The organism is Saliniramus fredricksonii (genome assembly GCF_900094735.1).
GTDB classification, from domain to species: domain Bacteria; phylum Pseudomonadota; class Alphaproteobacteria; order Rhizobiales; family Beijerinckiaceae; genus Saliniramus; species Saliniramus fredricksonii.
In genome coordinates, this window is record NZ_FMBM01000001.1 from 755,149 (window position 1) to 774,766 (window position 19,618).

At 64.1% G+C, this 19,618-nt stretch carries 17 protein-coding genes; 12 read left to right on the plus strand and 5 right to left on the minus strand.

Annotation, left to right across the window (positions count from 1 at the left end):
- Positions 1-45: 45 nt before the first annotated feature.
- Genes GA0071312_RS03485 through GA0071312_RS03495 form a run of 3 tightly spaced genes read right to left on the minus strand, consistent with a single transcriptional unit; the run spans position 46 to position 3,100 of the window.
- Positions 46-1,089 carry an ABC transporter substrate-binding protein gene (locus tag GA0071312_RS03485; RefSeq protein ID WP_074443621.1) on the minus strand — a complete coding sequence of 348 codons (1,044 nt, stop codon included), beginning with the start codon at positions 1,087-1,089 and terminating at the stop codon, positions 46-48.
- Positions 1,059-2,429: a sensor histidine kinase gene (locus tag GA0071312_RS03490; RefSeq protein WP_238947078.1), complete on the minus strand. Its 1,371-nt coding sequence runs from the start codon at positions 2,427-2,429 to the stop codon at positions 1,059-1,061. Before GA0071312_RS03490 ends, GA0071312_RS03485 begins: the two co-directional genes overlap by 31 nt.
- An 8-nt stretch (positions 2,430-2,437) precedes the next feature.
- Positions 2,438-3,100 (minus strand): response regulator, encoded by a 663-nt coding sequence (locus GA0071312_RS03495; protein ID WP_074443623.1) that lies wholly within the window; start codon positions 3,098-3,100, stop codon positions 2,438-2,440.
- 137 nt (positions 3,101-3,237) lie between these two features.
- Between GA0071312_RS03495 and GA0071312_RS03500 the strand changes: the two genes are divergently transcribed.
- The 6 genes from GA0071312_RS03500 to GA0071312_RS03525 all read left to right on the plus strand — a co-directional run bounded on the left by GA0071312_RS03500 (position 3,238) and on the right by GA0071312_RS03525 (position 9,615).
- Positions 3,238-4,224 (plus strand): tripartite tricarboxylate transporter substrate binding protein, encoded by a 987-nt coding sequence (locus tag GA0071312_RS03500; protein ID WP_238947079.1) that lies wholly within the window; start codon positions 3,238-3,240, stop codon positions 4,222-4,224.
- A 98-nt stretch (positions 4,225-4,322) separates the two neighbouring features.
- Positions 4,323-4,808 carry a tripartite tricarboxylate transporter TctB family protein gene (locus GA0071312_RS03505; RefSeq protein ID WP_074443624.1) on the plus strand — a complete coding sequence of 162 codons (486 nt, stop codon included), beginning with the start codon at positions 4,323-4,325 and terminating at the stop codon, positions 4,806-4,808.
- Between the two features lie 203 nt (positions 4,809-5,011).
- A complete protein-coding gene (locus tag GA0071312_RS03510; protein ID WP_074444182.1) occupies positions 5,012-6,532 on the plus strand; it encodes a tripartite tricarboxylate transporter permease in 1,521 nt (506 codons plus the stop codon).
- Complete coding sequence (locus GA0071312_RS03515; RefSeq protein WP_074443625.1) at positions 6,522-7,718, plus strand: CaiB/BaiF CoA transferase family protein; 1,197 nt, start codon at positions 6,522-6,524, stop codon at positions 7,716-7,718. The genes GA0071312_RS03510 and GA0071312_RS03515 overlap by 11 nt, the downstream gene beginning before the upstream one ends.
- Positions 7,715-8,482, plus strand: coding sequence for a citryl-CoA lyase (locus GA0071312_RS03520; RefSeq protein ID WP_074443626.1), 768 nt, complete (start codon positions 7,715-7,717; stop codon positions 8,480-8,482). The genes GA0071312_RS03515 and GA0071312_RS03520 overlap by 4 nt, the downstream gene beginning before the upstream one ends.
- A 353-nt stretch (positions 8,483-8,835) precedes the next feature.
- The gene (locus GA0071312_RS03525) at positions 8,836-9,615 is read left to right on the plus strand and encodes an ion channel (protein WP_074443627.1); all 780 of its coding nucleotides are present in this window, start codon (positions 8,836-8,838) and stop codon (positions 9,613-9,615) included.
- A 158-nt stretch (positions 9,616-9,773) separates the two neighbouring features.
- Here GA0071312_RS03525 and GA0071312_RS03530 read toward each other — a convergent pair whose 3' ends face one another.
- Positions 9,774-10,817, minus strand: a complete 1,044-nt coding sequence (locus GA0071312_RS03530) for a LacI family DNA-binding transcriptional regulator (RefSeq protein ID WP_074443628.1) — start codon at positions 10,815-10,817, stop codon at positions 9,774-9,776.
- Between the two features lie 149 nt (positions 10,818-10,966).
- On the opposite strand from GA0071312_RS03530, the gene GA0071312_RS03535 reads away from it, so the two are divergent.
- From GA0071312_RS03535 to GA0071312_RS03555, 5 genes are all read left to right on the plus strand, one after another.
- Positions 10,967-11,923 carry a Bug family tripartite tricarboxylate transporter substrate binding protein gene (locus GA0071312_RS03535; protein WP_083204274.1) on the plus strand — a complete coding sequence of 319 codons (957 nt, stop codon included), beginning with the start codon at positions 10,967-10,969 and terminating at the stop codon, positions 11,921-11,923.
- Between the two features lie 97 nt (positions 11,924-12,020).
- Positions 12,021-12,473, plus strand: coding sequence for a tripartite tricarboxylate transporter TctB family protein (locus GA0071312_RS03540; protein ID WP_074443629.1), 453 nt, complete (start codon positions 12,021-12,023; stop codon positions 12,471-12,473).
- A 9-nt stretch (positions 12,474-12,482) separates the two neighbouring features.
- Positions 12,483-13,979 (plus strand): tripartite tricarboxylate transporter permease, encoded by a 1,497-nt coding sequence (locus GA0071312_RS03545; RefSeq protein WP_074443630.1) that lies wholly within the window; start codon positions 12,483-12,485, stop codon positions 13,977-13,979.
- 129 nt (positions 13,980-14,108) lie between these two features.
- A complete protein-coding gene (locus tag GA0071312_RS03550) occupies positions 14,109-14,444 on the plus strand; it encodes a hypothetical protein (RefSeq protein ID WP_074443631.1) in 336 nt (111 codons plus the stop codon).
- A gap of 434 nt (positions 14,445-14,878) precedes the next feature.
- Complete coding sequence (locus GA0071312_RS03555; RefSeq protein WP_131817694.1) at positions 14,879-15,085, plus strand: hypothetical protein; 207 nt, start codon at positions 14,879-14,881, stop codon at positions 15,083-15,085.
- Here GA0071312_RS03555 and GA0071312_RS03560 read toward each other — a convergent pair.
- On the minus strand, positions 15,075-16,703 hold the full coding sequence (locus tag GA0071312_RS03560; protein ID WP_074443633.1) for a TadE/TadG family type IV pilus assembly protein: 1,629 nt from the start codon (positions 16,701-16,703) through the stop codon (positions 15,075-15,077). The two genes, GA0071312_RS03555 and GA0071312_RS03560, sit on opposite strands and share 11 nt — an antisense overlap.
- Positions 16,704-16,942: 239 nt before the next feature.
- On the opposite strand from GA0071312_RS03560, the gene hrpB reads away from it, so the two are divergent.
- Positions 16,943-19,534, plus strand: a complete 2,592-nt coding sequence (gene hrpB / locus GA0071312_RS03565) for an ATP-dependent helicase HrpB (RefSeq protein ID WP_074443634.1) — start codon at positions 16,943-16,945, stop codon at positions 19,532-19,534.
- Positions 19,535-19,618: the final 84 nt, after the last annotated feature.

Here is a 19,618-nt window from a genome sequence, read left to right on the forward strand (position 1 = left end):
GAATCCTGTATGCCAGTTTTGGCGCTCGCAGGTTCCGGCGGCGCATCAAGGCTGCTCGACCGAATTGCTCCAGGTTTCGAGGAACGCTTCACGATTGAGCGCGTCAAGATAGACCAGCAAGGCAGGCCCCAGTCTGATCGGGCCGAAATCGGATGTGTCGCGCATCGCGGGATCGCGCAACGGAGGCAAGATCCGCGGTCCGGTGAAATTCTCGGCATTGCCGGAGCGCAGCAGGTGGTCGAGGAACAGACCGGCTTGGACCGGGTCGCGCGCCGTCGTCGGGATCAGGACGGTGCGCAGCATGACGTTGCGATAATCCCCCAGCCGGATGATTTGCAGGTCCGAATCGGGATCGACATGCTGTTCGGCATAGCTGCCCAGAACATTGTAGGCCATTGCCAGTTCGCCGTTCGCAATGTCATCGATCATTTGACCAGAACAGCAATAGAGCCTGACATCCAGCCGTCCGAACACTTCGGCGAGACGCCAGAACGTATCGGAATTGCGCGCTTCCTGTGTGGCAAAGAGATAGCCCAGACCGCTTTCGCGCACATCGTATGTGCCGACTGCGCCAGAGAAGCGCTCGGGATGCTCGCGCAGCAGCGCCACCAGTTCGTGGCGTGATCGGGGCAGCGCGAGCCCCTCGAAATGTTGCGGCGAAATCACCACGACGGCTGGCTCACTGGTGAAGCCGAAAACCTGATCGCGCCATCGGGCCCATGAAGGCAGGCGCGCGGTCTCCTCCGAGCTGTAACCATGGGCAAACCCGTCATTGGCGAGTTTGAGCTGAAGATCCATGGCGCTCGAGATGGCCAGATCGAACGGCCCCTGCTCCCTGATCAGCGCGCGGAAGATCTCGGCGCTGCTCGCCGTCGTGTAGTCTATCGCAATATCCGGATGGATTTCCTGGAAACTCTCGATCAATGGCGCAAAAACGCGCAATTCTGCGGTGCCGATCAGGCGCAATTGCGAGCCATCGTCGACCCTGGCCGGAAAAAAGCCGCGCTCTTCCACTTCAAGGGCCTGCGCGAGCGTCGCCAATGCGAGCAGGGCCGCGCTCAGCGCAATGACAAGAGAAGTGTGACGCATATCCCGGGTCCATCCTGCGCGCCTGTCATTTCGAGACGCCCACCATGCGCGTGCACCACTTCGTTGGCAATCGTCAGGCCCAGCCCCGATCCGACGACGTTGCCGACATTCCCACCGCGCCTGAAGCGCTGGGTCAAGGTGGCGATGTCGGCGCCGTCGACGCCGCGGCCCTGGTCGCAGACGCGAATTCCGGCCTGTGCGCCACGGTTCTCCAATGTGATGGTGATCGTGCTCTCTGCCGGGGAATACTTGATGGCGTTATCGAGAACATTGTGTAGCGCATTCTGCAGGAGGATCGCATCCCCCTTTATCCACAGCGATGGCAGTTCGGTGCGGATCCGGATATCCTTCATGTCGGCAGTCGGGCGCAGCGTATTGATGACGTCCCCGAGCAGTTCCGCCAGATCGACGTCGCTGTGCGTCAACTTGTCTGTGCGGAAGCTCACCATGGCGTGGTCGAGCAACTGTCCGGCCGAGCGTGAACTTTCATCCACGGCCCGAATCACGCGACGCAGAATCTCCTTGTTCTCGCTCCTGGTCACGGAGTGCAGCGCGATTTCCGCTTGCGTGCGCACCGTGGTCAAGGGCGTGCGAACCCGATGTGCGGCCTCGGCGATGAAGTCCTCGGATCGATCGAGAGAGGAGGACAGTCGCTCCATGAAGCGGTTGAGCGCCGTCAGCAAGGGGGCAATCTCCTGCGGTGCGGTCGTCTCGAACGGTTTCAGGTCCGATGCGCCGCGCCGCGACACGATTTGCGTTATCGCCGTCAGGGGCTGCAGCGAGACCCTGGCGGCCCAGAAACTCAACACCGCCGCAAGCACGAAAAACGCCAGGGAAACAAGCGCCGCCGCACGTGAGATACGCGCCGAAATCGCATCTACCGCGTTGCGTGTCTGCGCCACGGCAACGATCACGCGCACCGCCCGCTCCGACGCGAAAACCGTGCGCTGGACCATCGCCACGCGCACATCGTCACCGCGATAGGACAGCGTATCGAACGCCACACCGCCATTGATGCGCGCGCCCTGTTCCACCGGCAGATCGTCATAACCGGTCAGCGTTTCGCCATCGCTGAGCACACGATAGAACACGCGCTCCTCGTTGATCGCGCCGAGCATCGAGAACGCGGCATACGGGATTTCGAGCCGGATCCGGCCTGCTTCGCTGCGCAATTCCTCGGCGATCGCGGTCGCGGAGGCGGCGAGAATGTTGTCTTGTGTCTGTTCGGCGGCCTGTTGCGAGAAGCTGCGCACCATGCCCCATGAAAGCAACGCGAGGAAAGCGGCGATCACTGCGAGTTGAAGCGTCAGCCGCCGGCTGATCGAGCCGCGGGTGCGCACCGTTGCGCTCATGGCAGCGTCATCCTGTAACCCAGTCCGCGAACCGTTTCTATGCGCGGTGTTCCCCCTTCCAGGCGCCGCCGCAAGCGCGCCACATACACCTCGATCGCGTTCTCGGTGATGTCCGCGTCGAAGCTGAACAGCCGATCGAGCAATTGTGCCTTGGAGAGTATCTGGCCGGCATTGCGCATCAGAACCTCCAGCAGGCGAAGCTCACGGTTGCGAAGCGTGAGCGCGTGATCGGCGACATGCAAAGTTCCCGCAAGCAGATCGAGGGTGACGTCGCCCAGGGTGATCCGGTTGTCGGCCGCACCGCCGCGACGGCGCAGAACGGCGCGGATGCGCGCTTCGAGTTCGGAAAAATCAAAGGGTTTGGTGATGTAGTCATCCGCGCCGAGATCCAGCGTGCTCACCCTGTCCGAAACCTGCGAGCGCGCCGTCAGCACGATCACGGGTGTGGTGCGATCGATCCGGTGCCCTGCGAGAAAGTCGCGTCCGTCACCATCGGGAAGCATGACGTCGAGCAGGATGAGATCGTATTCGGCGCATTGCAGGCAGGTTCGCGCGGCATCGAGGGAGGCGGCATGGTCGATGACATGGCCGTCAAGGCCCATGCGCTTGACGACCGACTCAGCCAGTTCCGGATTGTCCTCGATCAGAAGAAACCGCATCTGCCCTCGCTGAATCCACCGGTCCGTGGTGGCGCGCCGTCGCCGGTCGCGCCGTCTCGTGTCAGGCCGATGTCAGCCTGGGATGCAAGATGGAGCAAGTGGGTGGAGACAACCACCCTGACGCATGGGAGGATAACATGAGCATCAAGATGATGACACGCCGTTTCGTGCTGGCGGCAGCCGCGTCCACCGTGGCTTTCGCCGGAGCGGTTCAGGCCGACGAACACCAGGTACTCGACAGCATTCACTTCATCGTTCCCGGCGGCGCTGGTGGCGGCTGGGACGGTACCGCACGCGGTACCGGTGAGGCGCTCACCGAATCAGGGCTGATCGGCCAGGCGACCTACGAGAACATGTCCGGTGGCGGTGGCGGTGTCGCGATCCGTTACATGATCGACAATGCCGAGAGCCTTCATGACGCGATGATGGTGAATTCCACGCCGATCGTGATCCGCTCCCTGACAGGGGTTTTTCCGCAGAGCTTCCGTGACCTGACGCTGGTGGCCGGGACGATCGGCGATTATGCCGCTCTGGTGGTGAATACCGACAGCGATATCGAGACACTCGACGATCTGCTCGCAGCCTATCGTAACGATCCCGCGAGCATGGCAATCGGTGGCGGCTCGGTTCCGGGCGGGATGGACCATCTCGTCGCGGCTCTGGTCATGGAGGCTGCGGGCGAAGATCCGACCGGGTTCAACTACATCGCCTATGATGCCGGCGGCAACGCCATGGCCGGTTTGCTGTCGGGCGAGATCGCCGCATTGAGCACCGGCTTCTCCGAAGCGATCGATCTGGCCGAGGCCGGTGAGGTGCGCATTCTCGGGGTGACTGCCGAGGAACGCGTGGACGCCTATCCGGACGCGCCCACCATCATGGAACAGGGTGTTGATGCAACCTTCGTCAACTGGCGCGGATTCTTCGCCGCCCCGGGCCTTCCCGAGGAGCGTCTCGAGGAATTTCAGACAGTGCTGGCCGAAATGTATGACACCGAGGCCTGGGAAGAGGTCCGTGCACGCAACGGCTGGGTCAATATCCACAATAACGGCGAGGATTTCCGTGAATTCCTCGAAGAACAGGAGCAGCAGATCGGCGATCTGATGCGCACGCTCGGCTTCCTCTGAGCAAAGTGCCGCAAGGCACGATCAGGCCCGGCTTGTCCGCCCGATGCTTCGGGCGGACATCGTCTGCTTGTGGGAGCCGGCATTGACTGGAGGAAAAAATGGCACTGGATCGATGGATTGCCCTCGTTTTCGTGCTCCTGTGTCTCGTATACGGCTATGCGGCATTCTTTACTCTGGATGACCTGCTGCCCCCCTTCATGCAGCGCAATCCGGTCTGGCCATCGACCTTTCCCAAGATCCTGGCGGTGATCGGGGTCTTGAGCGGCATGGTGGTTCTGCTGGGTCTCGAGAAGGCCGCCCCCGACACGGCGAAGGAACCGGAGATCAACTATCGCCGGCTCACCGAATACAAGCTCGGCCAGGCACTCGTGCTTCTCGGGCTGATGGTGGCCTATGCGCTCGCCCTGCGGCCACTCGGTTTTCTGTTATCGACCTTCGCTTTCCTGACACTCGGCGCGGCTCTTCTCGGGGAGCGTCGTTTCATGATCCTGCTTCCCGTGGCTGCCCTGGCGACGGGGGGCGTGTGGTATCTCGTGCAGGAGGTGCTGGGGATCTTTCTCAGTCCGCTGCCACGCATCTTCTAGAGCGCATGCCGACCTGACGGAGTCAGACCGTGCGCTCCAGGTTATTGTTCGACGCATCATTTCTTTCCGTCAGCCGGTATCCACCTGACGGAATGATACTCCAGGGGCGGCTCCACCTGCCGGGGCTGCCTCACCGGCTTCGTCGCACCGTCTCATCGCGCTGTCTCGTCGCGCTTTCGCGGAATTTGCTCCAGGAGGGCATCATGCTCGAAGGGCTCCTCATCGGCCTGTCAACGGCCGTCTCACCAACGAATCTGCTGCTTGTGGTCGCCGGCTGCCTGATCGGAACCCTGATCGGCATGCTGCCCGGTCTGGGGCCCATGTCGATCATCGCCATCATGATCCCGGTGGCGATCACGATCGGTGATCCGACCGGCGCGCTGATCCTGCTCGCGGGGGTCTATTACGGCGCGATCTTCGGTGGTTCGACATCATCGATCCTGCTCAACGCGCCGGGCGTTGCCGGGACGGTGGCCTCGAGTTTCGACGGCTATCCAATGGCGCGCGCCGGTCACGCGGGAAAGGCCCTGACCATTGCGGCAATTGCGAGTTTTGCGGGCGGGACGATCGGCGTGGTCCTGCTGATGATCTTCGCGCCGATGCTCTCGTCACTGGCATTGCTGTTTCATTCGGCCGAGTACTTTGCGCTGATGGTCGTCGGACTGTCGGCCATCGCTGCTTTCGCGGGAACCGGACAGGTTTTCAAGGCCGTCATGATGACGCTTCTGGGGTTGATGATGGCGACGGTCGGCGAAGGTGCGCTGTTCAACATGCCCCGCTTCACGATGGGCGTGATGGACCTGCAATCGGGTTTTTCCTTCATCACGCTGGCCATGGCACTGTTTGCTCTTCCCGAGGCGATCTTTCTCGTTCTCAAGCCCCGCGTCATGGGTGGCGAAGGAAGCAAGGGCGGCAAGATCAGCGGACTGCGGATGAGCCGCGCCGAGGCCCGATCGATCACGCCGGTCATCGGGCGGCAATCGGTCCAGGGTTTCTTCATCGGTGTGCTTCCGGGTGCCGGGGCGACGATCGCTTCGTTCCTCGGCTATGCGGTCGAGCGCAACATCGCCAGCAAGGAGGAGCAGCAGAAATTCGGGCATGGTTCGGTCAAGGGTCTCGCCGCACCGGAGACGGCCAACAACGCCGCCTGCACGGGTTCCTTCGTGCCGTTGCTGACGCTGGGGATACCGGGCTCCGGCACGACCGCGATTCTTCTGGGCGCCCTGATCGCCCTGAACGTCACACCGGGGCCGCGGCTGATGGTCGACGAGCCACAGATCTTCTGGGCGGTCATTATCTCCATGTATATCGGCAATCTCGTACTGCTGATCCTCAATCTGCCCCTGATTCCCTATATCGCCAAGATCCTGGCGATACCGCGCAACTATCTCATTCCGTTCATTCTCTTCTTCACGATGATGGGATCGTATATCGGGCAGAACAACGCGACCGAATTACTTTTGCTCGTCGGATTCGGGGTCATGGCGACCGTGCTGCGCTTTGCAGATTATCCCCTCGCCCCTGTGCTGATCGGCTTCATTCTCGGGCAGATGATGGAGGACAACTTTTCGCGTGCCATGCAGATCTATGGCGGTTTCGATTTCATCATCGAACGCCCGATGACGCTCGGATTGCTCATCTTCGCGGTGGTGCTCCTGGTGCTGCCCAGCATCAGGGCGCGCCTGGCGCGACAGAAGGCGAAAGGTATTGCCGATGGCGACTGATCCGCTGGCCGGGGTGCGTGTGCTCGACCTCACGAACGTCCTCGCGGGCCCCTTCGCGTGCCACCAGCTGGCGCATATGGGAGCCACGGTGATCAAGGTCGAAGCGCCGGGGCGCGGTGATCTGGCGCGCAATCTGGGCGCTGATCGCGCATTGAGTGCCGTCGGCATGGGCATCAGCTTCCTCGCTCAGAATGCCGGGAAGAAATCCGTGACCCTCAACCTGAAGGACCCGCGCGGCGCGGATCTGCTGCGCCGCCTCGTGCGCGAAGCCGATGTGCTGGTCGAGAACTTTCGCCCGGGCGTGATGGCACGTCTGGGACTGGGTCCGGACGCCCTGCGGGCGGACAACCCGCGCCTGATCTATTGCGCGATTTCCGGCTTCGGCCAGGACGGGCCCTGGGCGGACCGGCCGGCCTATGACCAGATCGTGCAGGGCGCTTCCGGCGTGATGTCGATCACGGGCGATCCTGCCGGGGGGCCGATGCGCGTCGGTTACCCGCTATCGGATACGATCGGCGGCCTTACGGCGGCCATGGCGATCTGCGCCGCGCTGCAGGCCGAACCGCGTGGCGGGTTGATCGATGTGTCGATGCTGGAAGCGACGCTGGCGACGATGGGCTGGGTCGTATCGGATTATCTCATCGGCGGCGTCGTACCGGCAGCGCGCGGCAACGAAAACGTCACCTCCGCCCCGTCCGGGGCATTCCAGGCTGCCGATGGGCTGCTGAACATCGCCGCCAACAAGGATGAGCAATGGCAGGCGCTGGCGCTTCATCTGAAACGTGAGGACCTGCTTTTGCGCCCCGAATTCGCAACCCGCGAGGACCGCAAGACCAACAGGCTTCGTCTGCGGGCGGAACTGGAAACGGTCCTGACCACCCGCCCCGCCACGGTCTGGGAAAAGGAACTCAACGCCATCGGCGTACCGGCAGGCGCCGTGCTGGGCGTACCGGAGGCGCTGGCGCATCCGCAGGTCACCGATCGCGGTCTGGTGGCGCATTTCGATAATGTACCGGGATTGGGGCGTGGGATCGATGTGGTGCGCACCGGTTTCAAGATCAATGGTCAGCCCCCTGCGGTCGCGGATCCCCCTCCCATGCTCGGTGCGGACAATGCGGCGGTATTCGGCGCTCTCGGCCTGACTGCGGCGGAGCTGCGTGATCTCGAACAGGAGGGCGTGATATGAGCGATGTTTCCGACTGGTGGCATACCGCGATCATCGACATGGAGCCCGGTCGCATCACGCTTCGCGGGCATCCGGTCGAGGCGCTGATCGGAAATCGTGGTTTTGCCGAGATGATCTGGCTGATGATCACGGGCGAAACGATCGACGGCCCGCGTGCCCGTCTGCTGGAAGCCAGCCTCGTGGCAGCCGTCGATCACGGGCCGCAAGCCCCGTCCATCGCCGCAGCACGCATGGCGGCGACCTGCGGTGTTGGTCTCAACAACGCCATGGCCACCGGGCTCAACATGCTGGGTGACGTGCATGGCGGCGCCGGGGAGCAGGCGGTCATGCTCTACGAGCGCATCGATACTTCCGCCGATCCCCTCGGCGAGACGCTCGATGCGTGGCGCGCCGAGCATGGGCGCTTCATTCCCGGCTTCGGCCACCGCTTTCACAAGCCGGTCGATCCCCGTTCGCCACGCCTGCTGGCACTCGTCGACGCGGCGGCGGCCGAAGGCTACGTATCGGGACGTTTCGCACGAATCGCCCGCGCTATCGAGGCCCGTCTGGCCACCGAACGCGGCAAGCCCGTTCCACTGAATATCGACGGCGCCACTGCGGTCATCCACGCGGAACTGGGATGCCCGCCACCATTGGCGCGCGGGCTCTTCTGCCTGTCGAGATCGGTCGGACTTCTGGCCCATGCCTGGGAACAGCAATGCCAGGGCGGACGCAACAAGGGCCCGACGCCACCCGGCTATCGCTGGACCTACGACGGCGTTTGACGGGTTTGCCTGCCGCCGGTTCGCGCAGATGCAGAAGTTCGACGCCCCCGCTCCGACACGGCATCGGCGGAAGAATCGGGACGATCGATTCCCATGCACGGACGGTGTGACCGCTTGCCTCACGGCGGCCACGCCGTTCATACTCGGACTGCTCGCGTTGCGCAGCATGTGCGATGTCTCGCATGTCGCCGCCAGACAGGGCTGAAACCAGGGAAAATCGGAAAACTCTTCCAGAAACCCCTCCTGAACCGGTCGAATTCAGGAGGGTTTGATCAAAACGCCCCGATCTCGCTACAGCCATGCCGGCGTTGCGAAGCGTGGTTGCCGGCAAAGACGGGCAGCATGTTGGACATATGAACGAACTGCATGACACGATCAGGCTACTCTATAACGGTTCGAGTCAGCGCGCCCGGCGGTTTCGCTACGGGCTGATCGTCTTCGACACGCTGAGCATCATCTATTTCATCACGACTGCTGCACTACCCACGACACAGGTTCTGGCCGCGTTGAATGCCGCTCTCGGGCTCCTGATCCTGCTTGACCTCGCCGCCCGATTCTGGACTTCCGATAACCGGCGCCGCGAGCTGACGCGCATCTATACGCTGGCGGATATCATCGTGATCGCGTCCCTCTTCCTTACCCCGTTATTGATCGAAAATCTCGCCTTCCTGCGCGTTCTGCGCGGGTTGCGATTGATTCATTCCTATCATCTGTTGCGGGATCTTCGGAGCGAGAGCCTGTTCTTCCGACGACACGAGGATGCAATCCTCGCCGCAGTCAACCTCTTCGTCTTCATCTTCGTAAGCACATCGATCGTTTTTGTACTCGCCTTTGACGAACAGGCCGGAATCACGGGTTATATTGATGCGCTTTATTTTACCGTGGCGACGCTGACGACCACGGGCTTCGGTGACATCACCATGACGACGCCGGGCGGCAAGCTTCTGTCAGTCTTCATCATGGTCGTTGGCGTGGCACTCTTCCTGCAACTGGCGCGCGCCATATTCCAGCCGTCGAAAATCAAGCACAAATGCCCCGAATGCGGTCTCGATCGTCACGAACCGGATGCGATCCATTGCAAGCATTGCGGTGAGCCGCTGAAGATCGAGACACACGGCAGCACTGCCGCATGAACGCGCCGGACTGGCCTGAACAGCCACCCGAAATGCTTGCCGGGCGGACAATGTCACTTCGGCGCTACCGGTCGTGTTCGGTCACCTCATTCTCTGCGTCAGCCGGTATCCACCTGACGGCATGATACCCCAGCGGGATGCAGGATCCCCGCCGAAATTCAGGTCGTTGCGCCACGCATCAGCTGCAGAGGCAGGTGCCAGATGTCTCCAGCGGGCAACGCGGATGGCATGGCATTCGGATCATCCTCCCGGTCGGGAAAGAGCCGGCGGCAGAGCATGCGCGCGGCGCAGGCTCCCATCTCGAAACGCGGGTTGACGATGGTCGTGAGGCGGGGATTGATCATTGCGACGAGGTCAAGCCCGTTAAAGCCTGCAAGCGCGAGATCATCCGGTACGGCGATGCCGTTCTCCAGGCAATGAAAAACGGCGCCGAGCGCCAGATCGTCATTGGCGAAATGGATGGCATCGAGATCCGGGCGGTCGGCGAGGATGGCAGCGCAGCCGGCACGCCCAGTAATCAGGGACGAGGGCGCATCCGCGATATGCACGGCGAGATCCAGCCCGCGCCGGGCGAGCGCTGCGGCGAAGGCCTCCCGGCGCTTGCGCGAGCGATCCGGTCGCTCACCCCAGGCACCGACATAGCCGATACGCCTGCGCCCGGTCTCCACCAGATGGGCGGCCATCAGCTCCCCGGCCTCGTATTGCGATGTGCCGACGCAGAGATCGATCGGATCCCCGTCCACATCCATCACCTCGACGACCGGACATGACGCGGCATGGAGCATGGCCCGGACTTCGGGATGATGCTCCAGCCCGCTGATGATCACCGCGCTCGGGTTCCAGGCGATCAGATCCTGCAGGATCGCGGCTTCGCGAGCCTGGTCGTAATGGGTAATGCCGAGCACCGTGCGCAAATGCGTGCCGGAGAGACCATGGTCGATCCCGTCGATGACCTCGGGAAAGACGCTGTGGCTCATGGAGGGCACGATCACCGCCACGAGGTCCGTCTCGCGCGCCCGCAGGGCACCGGCCACACGATTGGGGCGATAGCCGAGTTCGCGCGCTGCTACCCGCACCTTCTCGCGCAATGCGGACGAGACGTTGGGCGCGCCACGCATGACGCGGGACACGGTGATCACGGAAACGCCGGCGCGTGCCGCGACGTCGCGCGCGGTGGGCGGGGAAATCTCAGGGCCCGACATGCCACCTCATCGGATACTCAAGCCGTGCGGCCCCAAGGCCGGATTGGCGTTCAATCTCCTCGTTTAATCGTTGAATTCTCGAATGACAACGTTATCATTGGAATTGATAACGATACCAATCAAGAGAATTCAACTTGAGGGAGGAAAACATGTCGATCCGCAAACACCTTTGCGCACTGGGTGCGGGCGCTGCCCTGCTCACCGGCGCAACTGCCGTCCAGGCCTTTCCGGAACGCCCGATCAATCTCGTGGTGCCCTTCAATGCCGGCGGAGGCACGGATCTGCTCTTGCGTGCTCTGGCGCCCCACTTCGCCGAGGCCATCGATGGCGACGTCTTCGTCTCGAACACCGCCGGCGGTTCGGGGACGGTAGCAGCGGGCGCGCTGGCGGGCCAGCGTCCGGACGGCTATCAGCTGGGCTACTGGTCGATCACCGTGTCCACGATCCAGCCACAGGTGCGCGAGGCGCCTTATGGTATCGACAGCTGGACACCGATCTGCTCGGTTGCGGCCTCACCCACCCTCTTCTTCGTCAATGCCGACAGCCCCTTCGAGACGATCGAGGACGTGGTCGCCGCCGTGGAGGAGAACCCGGGGCAATATCTCTACGGCTCCTCAGGGCCCGGCGCGATCACGCATCTGACCATGGTCGCCGCCTTTTCCGGCCTCGGCGTGCTCGACAAGGTGCGCCACCTCCCCTTCCAGGGTTCCGGCCCGGCCTTGCAGGGCATGGCCGCAGGCACCATCCAGTTTTTCGGTGATACCGAATTGCTGATGGCCAGCGGCGATTTCCGCCCGCTCCTGGTGTTCAACGATACCCGGCTCGAGAGCTTCCCTGATGTTCCCACGGCTGCGGAAGCCGGTATCGAGGCGCCCTTGAACGAGCTCTATCTCTGGGGCGGTCTCTTCGCACCGGCAGGTGTCGATGCGCAGGTGACGGCGCAGCTCTCCGACGCCTGTGAGCAGGCCGTGAATTCGGAAGGCTTCCAGGCCTTTGCCGCGCGCACGAACACGGTGATCGACTTCAAGGACGCGGAGGAATTCGACGCATTCTTCCGGGCGCAATACGAAGCCAATGGCGCCTTGATCGACGCTGCCGGTCTCTGAAGTCCGATCCCTGAAAAACCGGTCGGAGCGCGGCGCGATCAGCCCGCGCTCCGGCAAGTTGGGCTCTGCCGGACAAGGCGATTACCTGGAGTTTGCGATGTTGGCGTTGATGAACGAGCGCGCACTCGTCGCGATCGCGCTGTTCCTGACCGGCGCAGCGCTTCTCGCGACGACGTTCGGGAGTAGCCCTGATCTGCCACCGGCTTTCGACCCGACTTTCTTCCCGCGCATTATCCTGATCCTGTGGGTCGGGCTCGCCTTCATGGAAATCGCGGCCGCGATCCGGCATGGCACGCCCGCGCAGGAACCCGCGGCATGGCGCATCGGTGCGCTGATCGTCGCCGTCGTGCTCTATGCCGTGTTCTTCACCCGACTGGGATTCTTCATCACCTCCGTCGCCTTCTGCACGGTGTCGCTGCTCGCCCTCGGCCAGCGGCATGTCGCGACGATTGCCGCCTTCGCGATCGGGGCGCCGGCGGTGCTGCTGATCCTGTTCAACCGGATTCTGAAGATGCCACTGCCGGCATCACCGTTCTTCTGGTGGCTGTAAGGGGTTGATATGCTCGAACTGCTGCCACAGGCCCTGGGCCTGATCTTCACTTTGGAGGGCGTCGCGGTCCTCATTCTGGGGACGATGCTCGGCATCATCCTCGGCGCCCTGCCCGGGATCGGCTCGACCGTCGCCGTGGCGATCATCCTGCCCTTCACGCTCGGCATGGGCCAGATCCCGGCCATCCTTCTCGTCCTCGCGATCTATGCCGGCTCGGTCTATGGCGGATCGATTTCCGCCATTCTGATCAACACGCCCGGCACGCCGCAATCGGCAGCGACCTGCCTTGACGGCTATCCGATGTCGCAGCGTGGCGAAGCCGGGCTGGCGCTTGGCTGGGCCACATTGGCATCGGTTGCCGGTGGCATTGTCTCGGCGATCATGTTGATCCTCGCGGCCCCGCAGGTCGCAGCTTTCGCACTCAATTTCGGACCGATCGAGACCTTCGCCCTGATCCTGCTCGGGCTCACCTGCATCGTCTCGGTTTCCGAGGGCTCGATGATCAAGGGGCTGCTCGCCGGCGTGATCGGGATCTTTCTGTCGAGCGTGGGCGGGGACCCGATCACCGGTGAAGGGCGCTTCACCTTCGGCCTCTTCAATCTCATCGCGGGCCTTGACCTGCTCGCGGTGGTGATCGGCGTCTTTGCCCTGTCGGAAGTGCTGCTGCGCGCCTCGCGCAGGATCGACGGCGCCGCGCTTCTGGTGGCCTTCGAGGGGATCGTCCTGCCGAAGCTGCGCGCCTGGAAGGGGCGCCTCGGCGGGCTCGCCAAGTCGATCGCCATCGGCTGCGGCGTCGGCGTCCTGCCCGGAACGGGGGCGGCGACGGCAGCCTTCATCTCCTATGCCGAAGCGCGCCGCTCGTCGCCGCGGCGCGACGATTTCGGCAAGGGTGAGCCGGACGGGATCATCGCCTCGGAATCGGCCAACAACGCGGTGACGGGCGGCGCGCTGGTGCCAACCATGGCGCTCGGCATTCCCGGCGACGCCATCACCGCCGTGATGCTCGCCACGTTGACGCTGCACGGAGTCACACCGGGCGTGCGGCTGATGACCAGCAATCCGACCCTGATCGCCGCGATCTTCACCGGCTTCGCGCTGATCAACCTGATCCTGCTGCCGCTCGGGATGCTGGTCTCGCGGCTCGCCGCCCCGCTTCTGCGCATGCGCGAGGCCTTCCTGATGACCGCGATCGCCGTCTTCTGCGTGATCGGCGTCTATTTCGTGCGTGGCAATCCCTTCGATCTGCTGGTCATGGCGGTTGCCGGGGTGATCGGCTTCATCCTGCGCCGCCAGGGCTACCCGATGGCGCCGCTGGTGATCGGCATGGTGCTCGGCCCGACGCTTGAGATGAGCCTGCGCCAGGGCCTGATCATCACCAATGGCAGCTTCACCGCCTTCTTCACGGGTCATCCGATCGCGGTCGCCCTGATGATCGTGGCGCTCGTGCTCCTGTCGCTACCCGCCTTGCGGGCCCTGCGCCAGCGCTCGCGCCTCCGGACCGAGTAGCGGGTATATGCAGGTCAGGTGCCTCATGAGCATGGACCTTGCGCGCAACACGCCGCCGGAAAACGCCTGTCGCTCACCAGACTATGCGGGATTTCGACAGACCGGGAGCCTTCGCTGACGAGATCCGGAATGCTGCCCGAATCAGCGAGGCCAGACGACAAGACGCTGGCCAGCATGCTGTCGGATCGCGGGCGGCTGCTTGTTCTCGATGCGATGAGCAGCTTCGGTGCACTCCCCCTCGACCTGCGCGCCACCCGGGCTGCGGCTGTCGTCGCAGCAAGCGGCAAATGCCTCGAATCGATCCCCGGCGCAGGCTTCGTCCTCGTCGACCGGGAAGCGATGAGGCGCGTCTCCCACAAGGCACCGAGCGTGGCGCTCGACCTTTTGCGAACAGTGGCCCAACTTCGAACGAAAGGGACAATGGCGCCTCACGCCGCCGGTTCAAGTGATCGCCACACGCGCTGAAACCTTGCACATTCTTGCCCGCGAGGGCGGACCACAGGCACGAATCGACCGCTACCGGCAAAATCTGGCCGTTCTCACGGAAGGACTTGCAGCGGAAGGGCTGGAGCGGATCATCGTCACCTTTCCTTTCCGTCGGGGCTCTCGGGCGGGTTTGAAGCGCTCTACGAGGAACTCGCATGCCTGGGATTTCAGATTTATCCGGGGAAGCTGGCCGCCGGGGGACCGTTTTCGCATCGCCTGCATCGGTGCTGTTCGGCCAGACGCCATGGCGCGCTGCGTTGCCGCATTCCGGCAGGTTCTCGGTGAACTCCAATCCGGCCCATGACGCGCCGGACACGCGCCTTGGACAAACACGGATCGATCGGCTGACGAAGCAGCGGCCCGCGTGAGCGGCATTGACCTGGAGCGCGCTGCGACCTGACGGAATGATGCTTGTGTCGGAGACCGATTTCCAGCGATTGGATCATTTCGGATGCGGCAATCGGTCGGCAGAACCGAGACAAAGCCCGGAACCGGTATGGACGCGGCGGAGAAAGGGAGAGCCAGCGCAGATACAAGGCTTTTTCCGGTTCCTCGACAGCATTGACAAGGCGCTTGTCGCCGCAGCGATTGTACCGGTGACGATCATGGTCAATGCGTGATGCGCTCCCGGCGCGAGCGGATGTCTCTGGCGATCTGGTCGAAGGCGCGGCCGACACTGCTGACATCGGCATCGAAGAAATGCTCCGGCGTCGTTGCGCAATCATCCAGCATCTGACGCGCCTGGATACCCTCCTCGAAACGCTGCAGGTCGAAGCCGATGGTGAAGATCTCGATTCCTTCGTTCTTCATCCCGGTGCAGAGCTGCAACATTCTGGCGTCGAGAAAATCCTGATCGTTGCTTTGGTCGACACCGTCATTCTCGCTGATGAAACCCAGGGCGCCGTAGTCGCTGTCTCCGGTCGGTGCATTGAGCGAAAAGAACTGGTTGATGCCGTCGGTCATGAAGATGGCGATCTTCTCGACATTCTGCGGATCGTAGTCCCGCGGCGCCGGCGCATCCCCCCACATGCCGGCCCAGCGCGGCGAGAGCGTGCGCCATGCCCAGGCCAGACCCGTCGGCGTCATGGTGCCGCTGCGCCCCCAGGGCATCAGGGAATCGATCGCATCGCCGAGCAGGCGCCGGTCATTGGTCCAGTCGGTGATCACGTTTTGCGGGCAGCCGAGATTGGGGCCGCGCCCCATATTGCTTGATGCGGTGGTCGTCACGCTCTCGTCGATCGCGACCGGCAGATAACTGTTGTGCATGGCCTCGGCATCAGGATTGCCAACACCCTGCCAGGATGGCCAGTAATAGGGCGTGAACGGCGCGATTGCCGGCGGCGCATCCGTCAACGCGTGAGGGTCACGCCCCCTTTCCTCGACGCATCCCATCCAGCCATCGGCGACATGGCAGGTGCCGTTGATCCGAACACCGGGACAGGGGCCGGGGCGCGCCCATTCGCTGCGATTGCCCAGATAACACACGCCCAGAGCGGCATCCCAGGTCACGCCGGTACCCTGGCAATCCGCAGCGGCAACTTCGCTCGCGCTCCAGATATAGCGGTTGGCGTAGCGGGAGGTGCCGGGCGGGTGGTTGTGCGGTGCCTCGTCGAGCGGGGCCAGCCAGTCGCCGCGATCGCGCCCGATATTCACTGCCGTCACGTAGGGCACCACGTTCAGAAGCACCCGTTGGCCGGATGCTTCACCTTCGGGCAGGATGGTGTCGATGAGGCCGTGCGCCGCATCCTGCAGCGCCTCCAGCCTGCTGCGGAAACGCATCGATCCCGTCACGTCGAGCACCAGCGAGATTTCGAAGGAACGCAGCTCACCGCGCGTGCGGGCCTCGGCACGCAGCGGCAGCTCCGCGAAGCCGAAGAAGCGCATGAAGGTTGTGGGCACGCCGCCGTTGACGGAAACCGCAACCAGTGTCTGCGTTTCCTCGACCGGATTTTCACGCATGACCTGGAGATCGCGGATCACGGGCGCGTGCGAGACCTCTTGCAGGCGCACGAGCAGCGCTTCCTCCGCAGCATCGAGCGCGGCGCGGTCCCGCGATCGCCCGACAGCCTGCATCGCCGTTGCATCCACCATGGCCTGAACCGTACTGCGCGCATCCGCCCAGCGCGAATAATCCAGAGCCGCACCGATCGCGCCAATGATCGGGATCAGGGCAAGGGCGAAGATGAGGGCGATATTGGCCCGCATGTCGGCACGAAACCCGAGGGCGACATGCGCCATGCACCGCGCCGCAGCGGTGATGGACCGCAAGGCGCCCTGGATGATCGCGACAGAATTCAAGATCTTCATCATTGCCCCTGAAACCGCTTCCTGATTGCTTGTAATTTAAAGTTGCTAATCAATTCTCAATACGTTGTTACACCCCCAAAGCCAATCGATCAGGGCAGCGAAGCCCGGCAGATCCGCCCGCCTGCAAACAGGCGATGCAGCCGGAGTGCAGATGGTCTAGATCTCTGCGCATGTCTGATTCCGCAGAACCCGCAGCCCCCGCCTTCCGCGAGGCTCTTCCCATCGACGCCGTGCGCGATCGCATTACCGCGACGCTCGACGATCATGCATCAGCGGTGCTGGTGGCGCCTCCCGGTGCGGGCAAGACCACGCGGGTGCCGCTGGCGCTCCTGCGCGATGCGCGTTTTCTCGCTGGTGACAGCGCTGCGGGGCGACAGATCATCCTGCTCGAACCCCGCCGGCTCGCCGCACGGGCGGCAGCGCAGCGTATGGCCGAGAATCTCGGCGAACGCGTCGGCGAGACCGTCGGTCTGCGCATGCGCTTCGAGACCCGCTCCGGGCCGAAGACGCGGATCACCGTGGTGACGGAGGGCGTCTTCGCGCGCATGCTGCTCGATGATCCCCTGCTCGACGATGTCGGGCTGGTGATCTTCGACGAGTTCCACGAGCGTTCCCTCGATGCGGATTTCGGCCTCGCGCTCGCCCGGGACGTGCAGACGGGTCTGCGCCCGGATCTGCGTATCCTGGTCATGTCGGCGACCCTCGACGGTGCCCGTATCGCGGCGCTGCTCGGACCCGAGGCGGAAAACGGGGAGGCGCAGCCGGCACCGGTAATCGAATCGCAAGGGCGCAGCCATCCGGTGGAGACGCGCTATGGCGGGCGTGATCCGCGCCGCCCGCTCGCCGCCGACATGGTCGATTGCATCCTGCGGGCGCTGGCGGCGGAAACCGGCTCGGTTCTCGCCTTCCTGCCCGGTGCTGCCGATATCCGCCGGGTGGAGGGGCTGCTGACGGAGCGCCTGCGCGATTCAAACCTGATCATCGCGCCGCTCTTCGGTGCGCTGGAGCGCTCCGAGCAGGACCGCGCCATCGCCCCGGCGCCGCAGGGCAAGCGCAAGGTGGTGCTGGCGACGAGCATCGCGGAAACCGCGCTCACCATCGAGGGTATCCGCGTGGTCATCGATTCGGGCTATACCCGGGTGCCGCGTTTCGAACCGGGTTCCGGCCTGACGCGGCTGGAGACCGTGCGGATTTCGCGCGCCGGCGCCGATCAGCGGCGCGGGCGCGCGGGACGCACGCAGCCGGGCATCTGCTACCGGCTCTGGGAAGAAGCGGCAAACGGGGCGCTCGCGCCGTACCAGCGCCCTGAAATCCTCGATGCCGATCTCACCGGGCTGGTGCTCGATTGTGCCGCCTGGGGCGAGACCGATCCCGCCCGGCTGCCCTTCCTCGATACGCCTCCGGCACCCGCCCTCGTGGAAGCGCGCAAGCTGCTGACCGATCTCGGTGCGATCGAAGCGGATGGGCGCCTGACGGATACGGGCCGCGCATTGCGCACCCTGCCGCTGCCCCCGCGGCTTGCCCGGATGATCGTCGCTGCGGCGGCGGAATCGCCGCAAGCCGCACGCCTCGCCGCCGATTGTGCTGCCGTCCTGGTCGAGCGCGGACTCGGGGGTGACGATGCCGATCTCGCACAACGGGTCATGCGCCTGCGCCGTGAAGGCGGGGGTCGGGCGCAACAGGCGCGCGCCATGGCGCGACGCTGGGCGCAGGTCATCTCGCCCGATGCGGATCGCCGGGAATCGCAGGCCGACACCGGGATGCCCGATGAGGCGCTTGCTGATGAAGCGATTGGCGGGCTGCTCGTCACCGCCTATCCCGAACGCATCGCGCGCGCGCGCGGCAAACCGGGGGAATTCGTCATGGCCAACGGACGCGGCGCGGTGATCGATGCCGCGCATCCGCTGGCCGGGGAAGGCTATCTCGCCATAGCCGAGATCAGTGGTACGGCGGCGCGGGCGCGCATCATCGCGGCGGCGCGCATCACGCGCGACGAGATCCGTGCGCGGGCCGGAACGCGGATCACGACGGGCGCCGAGATCAGCTACGATCCCGCCGCACGGGCCCTGCGCGCAGCGCGCAGCGAGCGGCTCGGCGCCCTCGTCCTGACCCGGACTCCCTTGCCGGTTCCCGAAACCGAGGAAGCCGCCCGCGTGCTGGCGGAGGGGATTGCACGCGATCCCGGACCGGCGCAATGGCCCTGGACGCCCGCACTTGCGCAATTGCGCGCGCGTGTCGGCTTCCTGCGCCGGGCGGAAGGTGCCGATGCCGGCTGGCCGGATCTCTCCGATGCCGCCTTCGCCGAAGCCGCCGCCGATCTGCTCGCCCCCTTCATCATCGGTCGCAATGCGCTCTCGCGGATCACGGCGGGAGATCTGCACGATGCGATCGAGGCGTTGCTGCCCTGGGATCTGCGCGCACGGCTCGACCGGGAAGCCCCAACCCATTTCACCGCGCCGACGGGCACGCAGGTGCCGATCGCCTATGAGGGTGCGGAGCCGATGATTTCACTGCGGGTGCAGGAATTGTTCGGCCTGACCGCCCATCCCGCCATTGCCGGCGGGCGGCTGCCGCTCGTGCTCGAACTGCTCTCGCCGGCGCGCCGCCCGATCCAGATCACCCGGGATCTGCCGGGCTTCTGGGCCGGATCCTGGGCCGAGGTGCGCGCGCAGATGCGCGGGCGCTATCCCAGACATCCCTGGCCGGAGGATCCGCGAGAGGCCGCGCCAACACGACACGTGACCAAACGGAAGAATCAATGATCGTGCAGCTTTCCTGCGTCATACAAGCGCGGCTGAAACGATTTCTTGAAGATTCGCTGCCAGCCTGTCTTACAGGTTGCAAGA